Source organism: Deltaproteobacteria bacterium, from assembly GCA_016208165.1.
Taxonomy (GTDB): Bacteria; Desulfobacterota; Desulfarculia; order JACQYL01; family JACQYL01; genus JACQYL01.
In genome coordinates this window covers 1-17,067 of record JACQYL010000021.1, presented here as the reverse complement: position 1 = coordinate 17,067, position 17,067 = coordinate 1, and the positions used below count along the sequence as shown (strand labels likewise).

At 54.2% G+C, this 17,067-nt stretch carries 16 protein-coding genes; 1 reads left to right on the top strand and 15 read right to left on the bottom strand.

The window, feature by feature from the left end; all coding sequences use genetic code 11:
- Positions 1-46: 46 nt before the first annotated feature.
- The 4 genes from HY788_03775 to HY788_03760 form a co-directional block, all read right to left on the bottom strand.
- The gene (locus HY788_03775; GenBank protein ID MBI4773294.1) at positions 47-496 is read right to left on the bottom strand and encodes a hypothetical protein; all 450 of its coding nucleotides are present in this window, start codon (positions 494-496) and stop codon (positions 47-49) included.
- A 409-nt stretch (positions 497-905) separates the two neighbouring features.
- Complete coding sequence (locus HY788_03770) at positions 906-2,576, bottom strand: 4Fe-4S binding protein (GenBank protein MBI4773293.1); 1,671 nt, start codon at positions 2,574-2,576, stop codon at positions 906-908.
- Positions 2,573-3,484 (bottom strand): DUF362 domain-containing protein, encoded by a 912-nt coding sequence (locus HY788_03765; GenBank protein MBI4773292.1) that lies wholly within the window; start codon positions 3,482-3,484, stop codon positions 2,573-2,575. The genes HY788_03770 and HY788_03765 overlap by 4 nt, the downstream gene beginning before the upstream one ends.
- Positions 3,485-3,736: 252 nt before the next feature.
- On the bottom strand, positions 3,737-4,657 hold the full coding sequence (locus tag HY788_03760) for a ribokinase (protein MBI4773291.1): 921 nt from the start codon (positions 4,655-4,657) through the stop codon (positions 3,737-3,739).
- An 877-nt stretch (positions 4,658-5,534) separates the two neighbouring features.
- Here HY788_03760 and HY788_03755 point away from each other — a divergent pair.
- A complete protein-coding gene (locus HY788_03755; protein ID MBI4773290.1) occupies positions 5,535-6,665 on the top strand; it encodes a hypothetical protein in 1,131 nt (376 codons plus the stop codon).
- A gap of 92 nt (positions 6,666-6,757) precedes the next feature.
- On the opposite strand, the gene HY788_03750 is transcribed toward HY788_03755, so the two are convergent.
- From HY788_03750 to HY788_03700, 11 genes are all read right to left on the bottom strand, one after another.
- Entirely contained in the window at positions 6,758-8,446 is a 1,689-nt protein-coding gene (locus tag HY788_03750; GenBank protein MBI4773289.1) for a hypothetical protein, read from the bottom strand.
- 97 nt (positions 8,447-8,543) lie between these two features.
- Positions 8,544-8,957 carry a hypothetical protein gene (locus HY788_03745; GenBank protein ID MBI4773288.1) on the bottom strand — a complete coding sequence of 138 codons (414 nt, stop codon included), beginning with the start codon at positions 8,955-8,957 and terminating at the stop codon, positions 8,544-8,546.
- Positions 8,958-9,306: 349 nt separating this feature from the next.
- Positions 9,307-9,687, bottom strand: coding sequence for a chemotaxis response regulator CheY (locus HY788_03740; GenBank protein MBI4773287.1), 381 nt, complete (start codon positions 9,685-9,687; stop codon positions 9,307-9,309).
- Positions 9,688-9,745: 58 nt separating this feature from the next.
- Complete coding sequence (locus tag HY788_03735) at positions 9,746-10,516, bottom strand: FliA/WhiG family RNA polymerase sigma factor (GenBank protein MBI4773286.1); 771 nt, start codon at positions 10,514-10,516, stop codon at positions 9,746-9,748.
- 140 nt (positions 10,517-10,656) lie between these two features.
- Positions 10,657-11,535 (bottom strand): MinD/ParA family protein, encoded by an 879-nt coding sequence (locus tag HY788_03730; protein MBI4773285.1) that lies wholly within the window; start codon positions 11,533-11,535, stop codon positions 10,657-10,659.
- An 11-nt stretch (positions 11,536-11,546) separates the two neighbouring features.
- On the bottom strand, positions 11,547-12,650 hold the full coding sequence (gene flhF / locus HY788_03725) for a flagellar biosynthesis protein FlhF (GenBank protein MBI4773284.1): 1,104 nt from the start codon (positions 12,648-12,650) through the stop codon (positions 11,547-11,549).
- A gap of 2 nt (positions 12,651-12,652) precedes the next feature.
- A complete protein-coding gene (flhA, locus tag HY788_03720; GenBank protein MBI4773283.1) occupies positions 12,653-14,728 on the bottom strand; it encodes a flagellar biosynthesis protein FlhA in 2,076 nt (691 codons plus the stop codon).
- A 17-nt stretch (positions 14,729-14,745) separates the two neighbouring features.
- Entirely contained in the window at positions 14,746-15,813 is a 1,068-nt protein-coding gene (gene flhB, locus HY788_03715) for a flagellar biosynthesis protein FlhB (protein ID MBI4773282.1), read from the bottom strand.
- Positions 15,814-15,827: 14 nt separating this feature from the next.
- Positions 15,828-16,601: a flagellar biosynthetic protein FliR gene (gene fliR, locus HY788_03710; GenBank protein MBI4773281.1), complete on the bottom strand. Its 774-nt coding sequence runs from the start codon at positions 16,599-16,601 to the stop codon at positions 15,828-15,830.
- A 2-nt stretch (positions 16,602-16,603) separates the two neighbouring features.
- Positions 16,604-16,873, bottom strand: coding sequence for a flagellar biosynthesis protein FliQ (fliQ, locus tag HY788_03705; protein MBI4773280.1), 270 nt, complete (start codon positions 16,871-16,873; stop codon positions 16,604-16,606).
- 13 nt (positions 16,874-16,886) lie between these two features.
- The coding region (locus tag HY788_03700; protein ID MBI4773279.1) for a flagellar biosynthetic protein FliP at positions 16,887-17,067 on the bottom strand (181 nt) is incomplete at its 5' end.

Sequence of the window (17,067 nt, the reverse complement as noted above, 5' to 3'; positions counted from 1 at the left end):
GGTATGGCGCCCACCGATCGAGTGATGTCTTTGTAAGGGAGCGGAATCAACCCGGCAACCCGATCGACAGCGAATCCGTTCCCCCGACCTTATCAAAAGACACCATCAATTCCAGTCGATCGTTCTTAAGCCCCAAGGACACGGGCTCGCCGGCCTTTGGACCTTCGAGATGCGTGATGGACCGCATGACCTCGAACATCCGCCCCGCCAACTCCGGCTTCGGAGCAGGCAATTTGTATTTGCCGGTCGCATCGATCTCGAAACTGATATGGTCGGAGGCTGTTCTGGTCAGCGATACTTTCTTGGCGCCTTCAGTAATGCCGTACATAATGGCCAGCCCCAGGAATTTCAGAGCCACTTCCTCCATGTCCCCTGTTGCGTCGGCTGCCGCCCCCTCCTTGCTGAGCACTTCAAGCTGCTTCTTGTAATCCGTCTGAACATAGCAGTCACAATATTCCTGCAATCTGAGATGCAGACTTCTTTCTTCGATAGCCATACCATTCACCTCCTTGTATCGATGTTTCGGAATGAACATGTTGCCACTCATCCATGCACCTGCCGGGGCAAGCCCGGATTGAGCGTAAGTTGTTCACAGGGCAGGCTCTTGTCAACTGACGGAAACCGATTCAAAAAGAATCCGGGTTCGGGCTCGAGTCGAAATCACCGTCGGAGATAACGGGACGTCCAGTGTTACAGCGAAAAGCTGGTGTTAAATGGCTTAAATCCATTTGACGGCATACGCACGATAGTGGCGGAGTCCGATCCTTTTCGAGCGATTCCCCCGCTCCGCCGAAGGCGGCGCGGCAACGCATGGAGAATTTGACGGGAGTCCGAGTCCCGCCTCCGGCGGGATTTCTAAAGTTTCCTTCAGCTGAAAAAGATAAAACGATCTGGGCGACTCGACACTAGTCCGACGTGAATCCCGGAGGCAACTGGTCTGGAGATGGAACAGGAGGGATTTCCGGGGAAGTGTTGCCGTCCTGTTTGGGTTTGGTGAAAGAAAACGATTCTTCCAGACCGCCCTTTGCATGAAACACCAGTCCGTGCGCCTGGGCCGTCCGTTCGTAGGAGCCGTCGAACAACCGGAGTTCGCCGTGCGGCGACACGCGTATGGCCGCTTCACCCAATACGGGGCATTTGTTCTCGCAATAGCCGCATCCATTGCATTTGTTCTCGTTCACAAAAGGAACGGTATTGCGGTTGTCGGTCACAGGCCTCATAACAATGGCGTTGTAAGGGCAGATTTCATCACAGATCAGGCAGGCGCGGTCTTCTTCCCACGCAATGCACCTGGAACGGTCGATAAAAGCGGTTCCGATTTTGGCGTATTTCTTCTCATCGAGGCTCAAGGGACGGACGGCCCCGGTGGGGCATACCCGGCCGCACAGATTGCATGCCTGTTCACAGGCGGCATATCGTGCAGCCAATTTGGGACTCCAGACCCCGTCGATACCCGTCTCGAACCATACCGGCTGAAGGGTGTTGGTAGGGCATGCCTTCATACACTCGCCGCACCGGACGCAGCGATCCAGAAACGCTTCTTCCGGCAGCGCGCCCGGCGGCCTTAGGATCCGTACTCTGGATATGACCAGATCTTTGGCGGAACCTTGCACCGATCCGACGTTGGTTTTCAGCAACAAGCCTGCTGCGAGCCCGGCGCACCCGCTCAGCACAAGGCGTCTTTTGCCTGGATCGACGGCAGGGGCCGCGTTTTTCTCGAAGGTCCAACGGAAGGAGACCGCGTTTTCAGGACACACTTCCATGCACTTCAGGCACACGATGCACTCGGAATGAGCAGTGCGTTGAGGCTCGTTCGAAATGGCGCCCATGGGGCAGGAGCGGATACAGGCCCCGCAATCCGTGCATCGGTCGTTCACCGTTCGGCGCACCATCGGTTTCCGGGAACACAGGGCGAACATCGCTCCGGCCGGACACACATTCCGGCACCAGAACCTGGGACGTAACAGGCCCAGGAGCAGAAGCCCCGTTACGAAAAAGGCGGTGAACACATTGGCGTTGAACGAGACGTGCTTGATCTGAAGATAACCGGCTCCATCCAGGCCCAGGTAACTCGAAATATTCTCCACGAACCACAGGCATGAATCGGCCAGCGAAAGGAGAACGGGATATACGGTGACTGTATAGAACCGTGTGGCCAGGGATATGGGCGAAACCAGGAATACCAGCGAGACCCCCGCCAGCACGGAGCAGAACACGGCGAACAGCAAAAGGTACTTCCAGGCCTGGATCCGTGTGTTCCCTTCCGCCGCATTCCCGTTTCGTCCCGGCTTCTTTCGCCTGATCATCCAGTCTGCGGCGTCTACCGTAGCGCCCAGCGGACACACGTAGCCGCAAAAGAAACGGCCCAATACCAACGCCAGGAGCAGAACCGCCAGCCCCCGGAAGAGGTCCGTGATCCAGGTCCCACTGACCAACATCGTACCCAGCAGGATCGTCGGATCCAGACGCAGAAACAGGTCGACCGGAAGTCCTTCCGCCAACGGATATTTGGCCTGCCACAGCAGCAAAGCGAAAAGGACGAACAGGGCGATCTGAACGAGTCGTTGGAATCTCAAGCTTGAACCTGCTTAATGTTCAGTTTGTCGATGTCCATTCGGCCTAGTCCACGTTCATGGGCCTCCCGGATGTGTTTGACCTGGCCCGGTTCGAATTTCCGGCCGTACCATTCCCCCATATCCACGGTGATCGCATCGGCGGCCACCATATCCGTGGACGCAATCACTTTTCTGGGTTGGAGTACCTTCCCGGGACCGCCGGGACCGCCGGTGGAAAGCAGGCGCGTGGCGTCCACGACGGTGAGATGGGCCTTGGCCACGGTACATAAGTCCACGATGGCTGTGTGCAGGTCGTACAGGGTATGGAACACGGCCCGGTCGTATACCACGCCCATCATATTCTTCATGGACAGGCTCACGCCGGCGCTGCTGTGCGATTTGGCCACCGGCGCGCTGATCACCACGTTCGCGTCCAACACGTCTTTCATAACGGCTGTGGACTTGAGTTCCTTTCCCTCCGGCACGGGGACGTCTTTGAAAAACTTCTTTTCGCTGAGACCCAGTACACGGCTCTCGGGAAACACTTCACAGGCTTTGGCAATACCGCTTTGCTCGATGCACATCTCCCTGTCCCGAAGCGTATTGTCCAATACCAGCACCTGACCGGCTCCCGCCGCCACGCACAGGGAAACGATCTCCTTTATGACGTCGGGATGGGTTGTGGTGGCCCAGCTAGGCGGGTTGGAAAAACTCATATTGGGCTTGACGACCACCTTGTCGCCCTTCTTGACGAATTGCTCGATGCCGCCCAACCCTGCTATGGCCGCACGAACGGCAGGACCCGGATCCCCCTCGGCGATCACGGCGTCGGGTGCGCCGCCGGCTTTGGTTTCATGGCCCCAAACCACGGGTAATGCCAGAGAAGCCGTCAATAGGGCCGAGCTTCTCACAAACTCTCGACGATTCATGTTGTTTCCTTTCCTATGGGGTGGACCGCGCCCCCTCTAACGTCCCGCAGCTGAAAAACCCTTGTCCCGGATGCAGATTCGAGGTTCGTCACAGGGGAGGTCGCGGTGTTGAAATCGGAAAACGCATTCGTTCAATGCTACCGTCGGAACATTATCATGTTTACACGTAGAATGCACACAGAGGTGAACAACGCCGCCCCGGAACTGCTCTAAGCATGATGCGCCCGTGGGCCGGGCCGGCTGCGTTGCCTCTCAACAAGGGATCAGTCCCGGAGCCGTAAGGGAAAACCGTGTCAAGTCGCGCGCGGAGCCCTGGAAGGGACCCAGAACTTCCGCTTTGAGGGCCGCAAGGGCCGCGGCCGTCAGGCCGGCCTCCCGGACACCCATGGAGCGGTGTCTTCCAAACAAATAACCGGCGAGGAACGTATCCCCGCATCCTGTCGTGTCCACCAGTCGTCTGGGCTCGAAGGCCGGGATTCGCACTTCCCGACCTTCGCACAACGACAGGGCCCCCTGACTCCCCAGGGTCACCAATACCTCGCGAACACCATACTCCGCGATCCTCCGCATGGCCTTCCCAAGCTCGTTCTCGCCGGTCAGGGAACGAGCTTCCCTGTCGTCCGCTTTGAGTACATCGATGCACCTCAGAGCCTCGAGCTTATCCCCCCACACCGCCGATTCCACGGAATGGCCGGAGACCCTCCTCAACATGCCCTGGACGTCCACGGCAATCCGATTATCCGGTCGCTTGACGGATCGAAACAGAGAGAGCGGCATGTCTGTGTTGGTAAGGGGCCCCAGCAGAAACATCCGGGCGGATACGCCTTCCACGTGCTCGGGAACAAACCCTTCCGCCAGGGCGTGGACCTTCTGGGTCCGCGTTCCGCGGGCGCCTCCCTCGTACACGTTCTCGAAAAACGTGGTTTCGGCGCTTTCGAAGTTAAACACGCGGACGCCCAGCCTCTCGAGCGGCCGTATCAGCGCCTCCCGGTCCTTCCCGGCCAACCGGGTCACGACCGCTGTTTCGAGTCCCAGCCGCGCGAGCGCCACGGCGCCGTAGTAAGCCGTGCCTCCGGGTATACGCGTCCGGAGCGTTGGGGACACGATACAATCCCAGGTTATATGCCCGACCGCGCATACGTCGAACTGTCTTGCCGGATTCGTGCGTTTCATCACCAGCTCTTCTTGCCATGGATCAACGATCTCAAAAGGAATCAACCCTAATGCATCCCGAATGCGGTTTCAAGAAGTTGGCTGGCCGGAATGTTGTGGGACGTTCGATCTTTTTTAGTTTGTCTCCGAAAGGACGCCTACACTTTCCATTTTTTTCAGGCCATGAACAACAAAAAAAGAGACTACGAACACCGGGCGAAATCCTTCGGCCCCATGTGAGTGACCGCCCGAGGAACAAACACTAATACCCTTGGAGTGATCGTCTGAAGCTTCTGCGCCCGGCGCGTTAAACTTCTGGAGATGCGGCCGGGTCTTTAAATATGCGTTTTGTCACGCTTTGACATCACCTGTGAATTCTAACGTTACTTAATTTAGGTATAGTGAACTCTAAGGTAGAGTCAAGTGCTGTAGGGCATGGCCGGACTCATCATAGGGCCGGAACGGGACCTCTAAGGACGTATACCCGAAACGGGTAAGATGGCAAATGAGCGAGATATACAAGAGACCGGTCATGGCTCTTTGGACAACCTGATTTGTAATGCATCTCACGGGAAATCGCCGAAGCAGGATGCCATGATATTAACTTCGTCCACTTAAACCGATTCTCGAGGTACTTGCCGTCCATTATATTAAGGAAGCGTCGCTCAAGTGACGGCTACGATCCTCATATATACATTCTCTTTTACTGAGGCGAGCGGCCAATGAGGTCATTTTCCAGGCAAATGTGCTTTTTGACTATTGACGTTTTCTATGCGAGAGTGTATAGTACTTTTACAGGGTGATGTTCTCTGTTGCAATTTTCCCCTTTTGAGGAGCGAACACGTTCGTGGCCGCTCCTGTCCGCAAGTCCGCTTAGAACATGATAGAAGAATGCGCAATGACGAAAGCCGTTAAAATCGTATTCGTGACGGTACTCCTGTTGCTGCTCGCCGCAAAGGGCGGCGTGGCGGGCTCTTCCGCCCACCTTACGACCCGGCCGGTCGTGGGGTTGCATGGCGCTGGAACTACGCTTTCGCTTCTGGATAAGGACACCCGGGGAACCTTCTACTACCCGCCCGGACAATACCCTCTCCGCTGGGACCGATTCGTACCGGGTTACCCTGGGGATTTTGAATCGGATTCGTGGGATCCGTACACCACGTCTTACGATGTCGGAGCGTCGGCGCCCAGCCTATACGGGTGGCCGGATTTCAAACATTTCCACATCGAGGCCGGGAACAGGGGTACGCTCGGAGCCGGCCGACAAAGCCCGAGCCAATTTTTCGGGATAGGAGCTGGGCGCAGGAACGGCCCGGAGGGATGGGGAAATGCCGGCGATCAAGCCCCCCGGATTAACGTTGTTTTCCGGCATAATCCTCTCTACTTTGCTTTCGGAGTCTCGAATCGCTCTCTTCCCGGTCTTCCAGAGGAGGAATTTACCCTGGGCTTTGGTCCCCGTTTTCACCTTGCGGGCGGCATCGAATCTGAACGTATTTCCGTTCTTCCAAATCTGACCTTGATGCAAACCGAGGCGGAAGATCTCCAGAGCAGCGAAGATACGGCGTCGGCTTGGGTTGTGGAGGTCCCCTTTTCCCTGCATGCCGGATCCATCGGCGCCAGATTTTCCGCTCACTACGGCATGAATGTGGGGAGCGTCTACCGAGGGCTTTACAACTCGAGCTATGCGGCTAAGCACGCCGACGGGAGATTGTATTCGGGCGACGAGGAAACACTCGCAGACACCAAAGGCTACGGCGGCTACTTTGACCTTTCTTTCGGGGCCAAACCCCTTGCCATGCACTTCATCGGAGGCGTTCAGGTCGTAAGAAACCCCCAATGGAAGGATGACGATTCCAACACGCGGTGGGCCGCCGTCGTACGGATGCCTTACGCTTTGAGCAGCTATCTTCTGCTTAGCCCCGAACTGGGTTACTACGCCTTCGGAAACGATGTGAACGTGGAGCCGGGACAGCAAAAAGACCTGGGGGCCGAATGGCTCGGCGGCGTTCAATTTGAGTTCCTTTTCTAACTACGACGAATCGCTCACTCCTTATCACCGGACGGCCACTTCAGACCTTTGGGAAGTTTGAACGGCAACTGGAAGCCGGGGCTGTTTACTTCTCACACCGCGCTGGTGGAATACGACGAGCGGAAGTAGCGTAATTCCAGGCGATTCCTTTGTCTCATCACCTGATCGTATAACTCGAGTACGTCTTTCTCGTACGCCGATTCTGTTTTTCTCTGCCGGGTTCGATACCGTTTCTTGAAATAGTCGCCGTCCAAAACACGATCGCACAGAAACATGACCTTTTCGAAAACCTCTTCCTGATAGTTGATCAGCTCGCGTTCCCGATACAGGAATTCGAGCAGTAGCGCCAGGCGGTCTCTGTAGGACAGAGACCGCCTTTTCCCGTCCTTCTTTTCAAGCGCATTCTCCAACTGGACCAATTGAAACTCTTGCCGGAGAGTATCTACGAACATGCAAGCGGTTCGGTAGACAACGGGGTAGCGTAATAATTCGGGAATCAGGTCCGGATCTTTCAGATAACTGTGCAGCGTCCGTTCAATTTGCCTGAATGTCCGCGGTGAATAGCCCAATAGGGTGCGTCTGTGTTTGACGAGCCACGCATTGAGAAACTTCAAACGTGAAAGGTGGTCTTCCGTGCCATAGATCACTTCGTGGTCTCCGTACACGATTTGTCCCTGATGCTCACCGCGGACGATGTCGTTCAGCCGGACCAGGCGCCTCTGTGTCGTCTTCAACAGGTTCAGATTGGAAAACCGATCCCCCGTGACGGGATGAATGGCTTCCTGTTCCACCACGGAAAGCGCACGGTCCTCGATGAGGTTGTCCGGATTGTATTCATGCTGGATGTACGTTGCCTTGAAGATGATCACTTTCCGCTCGCGGTCGACAAAATATCCGGCCTCGTCGAGTTCGTCGACTATGTCCTTTGCATCTTCGTCAAGGGAGACCAGTGCGATTTTCTCTACCAGGGGCCAGTGTTTTTTCCCTCGAGACGACAAGAATGTCAAAACCCGGTCGGAATTCCCCAGGACGGACACGATGAAGTTTTCGTTGTTCTTGGCCAGCTTCCTGGCGAACATGGCCGCCGACGTACGTCTTTCGGAAGAAATCGGGAACCCGTACAGCTCCATCAGGTATCGATAAACAAAGAATCGGTTTCGTTCGTAAAGCTTGCTGTCTCCGGCCCTAAATTTTCCGATTTTTAAACCGAACCGTTTGATTTGGTTGTCCAAGTCCGACGGGAAGGAGGCATATATCCCAAGAAGCCGGTAGTTTCCGCTTCCGCTGCGGGCAATCACATGACCCCGATCCATACCGCAGATGAACTCGAGGGTGTCCTCGTACTGTTCCAGCGAGGTTACGTCCAGGGCTTCCAGCCGGCGGATCAATTCTTCGTGACGAGTCCTCGGCAGTTTGCTCAAAAACAGGTTCAGATTCCTCTGCATGATCGTTTCAAGCGAAGACGAGCCTTCCGGATCATGGAGCAGATCGTACTGGAAAGATTCGTCTTGGTATTCGAGAGGCCTGTCGAACGCCACCATGGAAAATCCGGGCAGTTCTTTGTATTCCAGGATCGCAGGATCGAAGGGAGGTTGAAGCTCCCGAGCTTCAATCAGAGGGTACGTCTGGGAGTAGGGATCAATAAGGCCCACCTTGACTTGGACCTGTTCGATGATCGATTTGAGTGCAAACAGGTCCTGCGCGCTGGCCTTGGCTGGTGCGGATGGTCCTGAAGAATACGGGCCGGTATGTGAATCAGCGGAAAGGTTATCTGAACCCAAATCCGATGCCTTATTCGAAACGTTGACAAACGAGACTAAAAAACTTCAGAATACGCCCGCTGTTATCCGATCTTTCCAAACGTAGTGGATCGCCCCGTCAGATGGAGCGCACTTCTCTTATCCACATCTCACGAATTGTGCCTTCTCCCAGCTTCGCGTTGATGGAAGCTATGGCTCCTCCGAACCTCACCCTACGGGGTCGGGCCAACTCCTTGCTTTGAATGAGCGCGTTTAGCACGGTCCCGCGGAGGAGAGGGAGCTGCTTGGAGACAAGAAGCCCTCTGCCTTTCTCAACCGTGAATTCCACGGTCACAAGCAAATAAGTCGCCTTCGCTGATGGGGAAGGCACGATAAAAGGCTTCAGGCTAATCTTTTCCCTGTCAAGAAGGCTCGCTACCTGAGGAAACTGGCACAAGAAGGGCGTCATCCCGCCCCAATAGAAGTGAATGTAACCCCATGCGCCACCGACGACCACCAGGAACGCCAGGAAAATCAACGTTCCAAGGCGCATTCGCGGCCGTTTCCGCGGGCGTATTTTGTAGTTCAGCCCAGAATGATCGGGATGGACGGAAAGCTGGACGGTGTCTGGATCTTCCAAAGAGTGAAATTATGGCTTTCTGATTTACTGTTTTCTTGTGATTGTTATGTCCGAACCCTCAAAGCGTTCGCCTTCATGGACTTCCCAGTCCAAAACCGCTCGAACCTGCCTTGCCGCCGGTTCGCGCCCTTGTTTTTCGAACCGCAGCGATGTTTCTCTCATTCCTCGGTTTCACTCTCTCCCGGAGGCGGCGCCGGGTGCTGCACAGTCCCATCTCAGGGATGTCCGGGCTCAGGTCGAAACGAGGATCTCGATTCGAAAACTACTTCTTCAGTACTGCGTCAATCTTGCCACTCAACGTATCGGCCGTAAACGGCTTGACTATGTAATTGCTGACACCCGCTTTTACCGCCTCTATCACGTTTTCCTTGTTGGCTTCAGCGGTTACCATCAGAAAGGGAATCACCTTGAGTGATTCGTCCGAACGCACCTCTCGGAGCAGCTCGATACCCGTCATGTTCGGCATGTTCCAGTCACAGATGATCATATCGTATTTTGTGGATTTGAGTTTCCTCAGAGCAACCACACCATCTTCCGCTTCATCGATATGCTGATATCCCAATTGGCGAAGAAGATTTCTGACGATCTTCCTCATTGTCGCAAAATCGTCTACCACCAGAAATCTTTTGTCTGCATCAACCACTTATTTCCTCCTGCAACGTCAAACGAGACACAGGCGAACCTCAAAACGGCAACGTGCGTCAGGCCATTGCGCCCGTGGAGGCCCTGATCTTCTTTCTCAGCACCATCATGCTTTTTGAGTGTATCTGACTGACCCTCGACTCGGTGATGTTCAAAGCTTGCCCCACTTCTTTCATGTTCATTTCTTCGTAGTAATAAAGGGCAAGCACAAGTCTATATTTCTCAGGCAACTCGTCGATGGCCTGCGCCAGAATATTTCTAAGCTCCCCCATCTCAAAATTCTCTGCCGGGCTCTTGCCGGAAGTGTCTTCGAGAGAATCCAACAGTTCTCTGGGCTGCAGTCCGATCCTGTTTCCCACCAGTTCGTTCAGACTCAGCGTCAGGGTGGAATTGATTTGCATCAGAATCTTACGAAACTCGTCGAGATTGACCCCCAACACTTGCGCCATTTCGTCATCGTCCGGCCCGCGACCCAGTTTCGCCTCAAGAGCCGCGTACGTCTCTTCCACTTTCTTGGATAGACTGCGGAGCGCTCTGGGCGTGGGGTCCAGCGCTCTGAGTTCATCGAAGATGGCGCCGCGTATCCGGAATTCCGCATACGCCTCAAACGGAACCCCTTTACTCGGGTCATACTTTTCCACCGCATCGATCAGACCCAGGATGCCCGCGCTGTACAAATCCTCTATTTCTGCATGAGGGGGAAGCCTCATGGCAATACGGTTCGTGATCTTCTTGACCAGACGCACATGCTCTAATATTTTCGCTTCCCGCTCTGAGGGCGTTAGAGAGGATTTACGCGCCGCTTTTTGGTAAGCACTCAAACCCTGCATAGACGTGCGTGTCCACTCATGTTTGCGGCTACGAGTTCTTGGTGAAACCGCGCCGTTTCTGCTTCATGCCCTCAGTGGCATGCCACCGAAGTGCTAACCGGCGCCATTACCTTATCAATACACTTGATGTGAAAGCCCTCCTAATGGAAACGCTCTGCATCCTCGAGAAACCCTTTCCAGAAAACGCGGCCGGTGGCAAGTCCCCTTCTTTTAAAAGAGACCGCCTCGTCCCGAATCTTTGACGCCAGCTGCGTGAACTGTTTGGAGGCTTGAGTCTGTGGGAAACGCTCCAAAACCGCCCGTTGTTCCCGTATGGCTTTGGTTATGTTTGGATCGGATTGGACATAGCCATACAGGTCCAGCGACAGGTTCAGAAAACGCTGAGTGACCATACTCAAACGTTCGAAGACCTGGTAGGCCTCTTGTCGGTTCTTCACTGCGTTAACCAGAATCTTGAATCGTTTTCCGGAGTATTTCAAAGAGCTTACTTTCATCAAAGCATAGGCGTCCGTAATGGACGTCGGCTCCGGAGTCACAACGATCAAGACTTCATGTGCCATAGCATTGAAGTACATGACATTAGAAGATATTCCAGCACCAGTGTCAATTAAAAAAACATCCATCTCGGAGAGGAGCGACTCCAGCTCGGCCGCCAATCCTATCTTCTGATCCGCTGTCAGTTCCGAGAGCTCTTGAATGCCTGAACTGGCCGGAAGTATCTTTACTCCGGAGGGTCCTTCCACCAGAATATCCGCCGCCCGGAACTCTCCGCTCAATACGTGTTGAATGTTATATTTGGGCGCAAGCCCCAGCAGGATGTCAATGTTGCCCAACCCCATGTCGGCGTCCAAGACCAGGACACGCTGGTTCAATTTGCCCAGCGCGCAAGAGAGATTGGCCACCACGTTGGTCTTCCCTACCCCTCCTTTCCCGCTGGTTACGGCTAAAATAAACGGACCCGCGCTTTTTTCATTATTCATTGCGTTTGCCATTCCCCGCAGTTTGCTGGCTTGATCCATGGTATCATTCCCTAAACCGACTTTCTCGTCATAAAAAGGTACCTGAGTATAGACTTTGGAGTTGCGGCTTCCAAGTCGTCCGGAACATTTTGACCGTTGGACACATATGCCAAAGGAATACCGCTTCCGGTCAGATAATTCAACACCGGGCCGAAACACATGCACTCGTCGGCCTTGGTAATCACGAGCGACCGGGGACGCAGTTCGGAGTACCGTTTTACAATATAACGCGCGTCCACTTCATTCGTGTTCGCACCAACAAGAAGCATGGGATGAAGGTCTATGCATCGTTCAAAAGCATACCCGAGATCCCGGATGTGGCATTCTTCCCAAGGGCTACGTCCGGCCGTATCCACGTAGACTCGATCAAACCGCTCCAGGCTCTGAAGAATGGCTGAGAGTTCGTCCCGTTTATGGGCGACATGTAAAGGCACACCCAAGATGTTCGCGTATACTCGAAGCTGTTCCACCGCGGCGATCCGATAGGTGTCCATTGTGACAAACGCAACGCTCTTTTGCTTCTCAAACCGATCTCTGGCCGCCAGTTTGGCCACGGTGGTAGTCTTCCCAACTCCGGTAGGTCCTATCAGCGCCACGAATTTCGGCGTCTCTTTCTCATGGTTGACGAAAGGTACTTGCTTTTCGACCGCCTCCGTCAACCCGGCGGCCGGACTCTCGCCGCTTCTCAAGGTTTCCTGTGCGCTTCTAATCAGTCTGAAGGCGATCTGGGGTTGAACGCCGGATCGTACCATTTGTCTGTAATAAGCGCTCATCTCCGGTCCGATGTCCAGTTCCTCTAACAGGGATTCGATGGGGTCGTTTCGCGAATGGGTCTTGTTCACCACCGGCGGCACGCTCCCGGATTCCGGAGCCGGACTTGTCTTCCGGGCTGCGGACCTCGTATGACGGATCGCTTCCTTGAGCGTGTTCGGGCGCGCCGTATGCCTGTCTATAGCTGCCACGACTTCGACTTTCCGACCACTCAGCAGACCCAGGAGTCCGTGCTCTTTACGGAACGTCCGGCTGGACACGATCAGGGCGTCCGGGCCCAATTCCTGCTTGACCCTCTCAAGAGTCCCGCGCAACGTCTTCCCCTCGTATCGCTTCAGCTGCATGGTTATACCTTTACCGCTCCCAAGGACTGGATTTTCGCTTCCGGCGCAATTTCATTGTGTGACAGTATGGCCAAATTGGGGAAAAAACGTTCAGTCAGCCTTTTCAAATGAGGTCGAACGACCGGAGAGCAGAGCACCACCGGCTGGACGTTCATTCGGCCGAACGTCTCGTTGGACCTGCTGAACTCCGTGATGATCTTCTGTGCAATACTGGGGTCGAGGCTCAAATAGGTTTCCTGCTCCGTCCGGTGGATGGAACTTACGATAATGTCTTCGATCGTCTTGTCTAACGTCATAAGCGGCAGAGAGCGGTCCTCCAACTGGTATTGCTTGGTAATGGTCCTCGCCAACCCCTGGCGCACGTACTCCGTGAGCACATCCGTATTTGAAATCGAATGACCGTAATCAGCCAAGGTTTCCAGGATGGTCAACAGATCTCGGATGGACACGTTTTCTCTGAGCAGGTTTTGGAGTACCTTCTGAACCTGCCCGACGCTGAGTATATTCGGCACCAACTCTTCCACAACTTTCGGATGGGTTTCAGCCAAGTTGTCCAGCAATTTCTGCGTTTCCTGTCGTCCCATGAGTTCATGGGCGTGCTTTCGTATCACCTCCGTCAGGTGCGTAGCCAACACCGTGGCAGGCTCCACCACCGTATATCCCGCCATTTGAGCCCGTTCCTTTTCGGAAGGGCGAATCCATTTGGCAGGGAGGCCGAAAGCGGGCTCTTTGGTCTTGATCCCCTCGATCTCCTCGGAAATCTCTCCCGCCTTCATGGCCAGCAATTGATCCGGTTCAAGTTCCCCGCGTGTTATCTGGTTCCCCTTTATCAACAATGAGTACTCGTTGGGGCCTAACTGAAGATTGTCCCTTATGTGCAGCGGCGGAACGATGAAACCCATCTCCAGAGCAAACTGCCTCCGGATGGATTTGATCTTCTCGAGGAGGCTGCCGTCTTGTTGCACATCGACCAGCGGGATAAGGCCGTAACCCACTTCCAGTTCCATGATGTCCAATGGCAAAAGGGACTCCACCTGCTCGGGAACTCCCTCCTCGGGCAATTGTTTAACACCCTCCACTTCAGCCTTCTCCCCTTTCTTGGACTCGCGATATCCCAGATAGGCCATGCCGCCCATGATGCAGGAGAGCACCAAGAACGGAATTTGGGGAAGTCCTGGGATAAGGGCGAAGAAAAACACGATCGATGCGGCAACGCCTACGGCCCGGGGATTCAAAAAGAGCTGCCGGGCAAGATCCTGTCCCAAATTGGCGTCCGAAGCGGCACGGCTCACATTAATGCCTGCGGCCGTCGAAATAATCAGCGCAGGAACCTGAGATACCAGGCCATCGCCGATGGTAAGCAATGTGTAGGTTTTCGCTGCGTCGGACATGCTCATACCCTGTTGCAGGATTCCGATCAGCAGCCCGCCAACAATGTTGATCACAGTGATGATGATACCCGCGATGGCGTCCCCGCGAACGAATTTGCTCGCACCGTCCATGGAACCATAGAAGTCGGCCTCCCTCGATATTCTCAGGCGCCGGCTTCGGGCTTCCGCTTCATCAATGAGCCCGGCATTGAGATCCGCGTCAATGCTCATCTGTTTTCCGGGCATGGCGTCCAGAGTGAAACGGGCGGCGACTTCTGCGATGCGAGTGGCGCCTTTGGTGATGACCACGAAATTGATCAGAACAAGGATCAGAAACACGACCAGACCCACGACATAGTTGCCGCCAACCACGAAGGAGCCGAAAGCCTGAATGACTTGTCCCGCGGCATCGACACCTTCGTTGCCCCGCAGTAGAATAATTCTGGTGGACGCGATGTTCAGGGAAAGCCGAAACAACGTGGTCACCAGCAGAACGGAAGGAAACGCGGAGAATTCCAGTGGCTGCTGAATGTACATGGAAACCAGCAGAATGATGATGCCCAGTGTGATGTTCAGAGAAAGCAATAAATCGAGGAGCGGGGTAGGGAGCGGAATTATCATAATGAGCAGTACGCCCACCACTCCGAAAGCCAGGAAAAGGTCACTCTGGGACAATGCCTTTTCGACGATCGAACTTCTTTCAGCCATTCCCGGTCCGTCCCTTCCTAAACTAGGCCTTTCTTGCTGATTCGAAATACGTGAGCCAGAATTTCCGCCACCGCTTTGTATAATGCCGTGGGAATTTCTCCACCGATTTCTCCCACCTTATACAAGATTCTCGCCACAGCTCGATTCTCCACGATCGGAACACCGTGGTGTCGGGCTACTTTTCGGATCTGTTCCGCAATGAAACCGGCGCCCTTGGCGGCCACAACCGGAGCCCTCATCCCCTTTTCATATCGAAGCGCTATGGCCAAATGCGTCGGGTTGGTGATCACCACCGCCGCCTTTGGCACCTCTTCCATCATCCTGCGGCGGGCCATTTCCCGTTGGAGTGCTTTGATACGAGACTTGATTTGCGGATCTCCCTCCGTCTGCTTGTATTCGTCTTTGAGCTCCTGCTTGCTCATTTTCAAATCTTGTTCGAATTCCCACCTCTGGTACATGTAGTCAAATATCGCAAGAATAAGTAGCACCCACGCCGTCCGGTGAAAAATGGTGAAACTAGTCTTCATGAGGTAGGCGAGGATAGCCCACGCACCTTCGTCCATCAGTGGAAACGCATGGACGATTTCGGATTTGATCGTCAAGTACACCACCAGACCCACCGCCGAGAGTTTGGCGAGGTTCTTCACCAACTCCACCAGGGACTTCAGAGAGAATATCTTTTTGAATCCCTTAATGGGGTCGAGCCTCGAAAGATCCGCCTTGACGGCGCGGCCCGAGATCATGAATCCCACTTGCGCCACGTTCGCCACTATGGCTCCTGCGAACACGGCCATCATGAGGGGCAATAGAATCTTTGCCATGCTTACGACTACGGATACCAGCAGCTCCGTTGCAGAAATTACCGTCATCTCCGGTTTGATAAAACTGGAGAACAGCCTGCTCCACAGCTTCGCCGTTTCTGAAAACGTGTACTGCCCGACCAGAAAGAAGAACAACAGGCTCGTCAGCAGAACGACTACTCCACCCAACTCCCGGCCTTTGGCCACTTGCCCTTCTTCGCGGGCTTTCTGGCGTCGCCGTGCGGTCGGTTGTTCACTCTTTTCCTGATCGCCTTTGGCAGGCATCCGATCTTCCCTATTTACATTGCTCTCAAAAGACCGTGGATCTGGCCGCCACTATCGAAGAACACCTTTCGCAACAGGATTCCGAAGAACGTTGCACTCAACCCTATGGCTAAAAGACCCACCCCGATCTTTAATGGGAATCCCAGGATAAACACGTTCATCTGGGGAACGGTCCGCGCCAACAGCGCCAACCCCATGTCCACGAAAAAACTCACGGCAAGTACCGGTACAGCGATCTTCATGGCCAACAGAAACATCTGACCGGACAGGTGAATAATTTGTGACAGCAGCGACCCGGAGAAGTCCAAACCTCCGAAAGGGATGAATTGGAAGCTTTCCGCCATAGCCCGTATGACCATGTGGTGCGCGTCGAAGGAGAAAAAGAACAAAATGGCCATGAAATCGTAGAATTGGGTGATCACCGAACTTTGAGAACTTGTAAACGGATCGATAATAGCCACGATACCCAGACCCATTTGGAAGCCAACGATCTGCCCGGCCAAACGAACGGCCCCGAAGATGAAATCAACCGCCATCCCCAGAATCATTCCCACCAGAATCTCTTTGACCAGATAGACCACCATCGGAAGAGGCGATCGAACCTCCCACTCCCCGGCATCCACAGCCGGGAACAACACCACGCTCAAAATCAGTGCGAAACCGATTCTGAAGAGATTGGGGAGAGAGCGATTATCGAAAATGGGAGCAACGAAGAAAATGGCCGCCACGCGCGCCAAAATGAGCAGGATCTTCTGTGCGTCCGCCGCAGGTATCAATAGAAAGTCCATGATCATCTCACGTACATGGGAAACCCTTGAAGTATTTTTCTAGTGAAATCCAAGAGTGTTTCCATCATCCATGGTGCAAAAAACAGCAGCGCCAACATCACCACCACGATTTTCGGAACGAACGTCAGTGTCATTTCCTGTATCTGCGTAACCGACTGAAAAATACTTATGATAAGACCGACGGCCAAGCCGAGCCCTAACATCGGCGCGGAAACCAAAAGCACGACCTTAATCGTCTCACTCGCAAATCCGACAATAAACTCCGGGGTCATGATATCGCCACCTTTACATAAAGCTTTTCACCAAAGAACCCACCAACAGATTCCAGCCGTCCACCAGTACGAACAAAAGTAGCTTGAACGGCAACGAGATCATGACAGGCGGCAGCATCATCATTCCCATGCTCAACAGAACGGAAGCCACAACCATGTCCAACACCAGAAAAGGAATATAGATAAGAAACCCG

Excerpts from the sequence above, each read along its gene's own strand:
- HY788_03730 (MBI4773285.1), bottom strand. The coding sequence starts at position 11,535 with ATGGATCAAGCCAGCAAACTGCGGGGAATGGCAAACGCAATGAATAAT.
- HY788_03755 (MBI4773290.1), top strand. The coding sequence starts at position 5,535 with ATGACGAAAGCCGTTAAAATCGTATTCGTGACGGTACTCCTGTTGCTG.
- HY788_03760 (MBI4773291.1), bottom strand. The coding sequence starts at position 4,657 with ATGAAACGCACGAATCCGGCAAGACAGTTCGACGTATGCGCGGTCGGG.
- flhF (MBI4773284.1), bottom strand. The coding sequence starts at position 12,650 with ATGCAGCTGAAGCGATACGAGGGGAAGACGTTGCGCGGGACTCTTGAG.
- flhA (MBI4773283.1), bottom strand. The coding sequence starts at position 14,728 with ATGGCTGAAAGAAGTTCGATCGTCGAAAAGGCATTGTCCCAGAGTGAC.
- fliR (MBI4773281.1), bottom strand. The coding sequence starts at position 16,601 with ATGGACTTTCTATTGATACCTGCGGCGGACGCACAGAAGATCCTGCTC.
- flhB (MBI4773282.1), bottom strand. The coding sequence starts at position 15,813 with ATGCCTGCCAAAGGCGATCAGGAAAAGAGTGAACAACCGACCGCACGG.
- HY788_03765 (MBI4773292.1), bottom strand. The coding sequence starts at position 3,484 with ATGAATCGTCGAGAGTTTGTGAGAAGCTCGGCCCTATTGACGGCTTCT.
- fliQ (MBI4773280.1), bottom strand. The coding sequence starts at position 16,873 with ATGACCCCGGAGTTTATTGTCGGATTTGCGAGTGAGACGATTAAGGTC.
- HY788_03735 (MBI4773286.1), bottom strand. The coding sequence starts at position 10,516 with ATGCAGGGTTTGAGTGCTTACCAAAAAGCGGCGCGTAAATCCTCTCTA.
- HY788_03775 (MBI4773294.1), bottom strand. The coding sequence starts at position 496 with ATGGCTATCGAAGAAAGAAGTCTGCATCTCAGATTGCAGGAATATTGT.
- HY788_03745 (MBI4773288.1), bottom strand. The coding sequence starts at position 8,957 with ATGCGCCTTGGAACGTTGATTTTCCTGGCGTTCCTGGTGGTCGTCGGT.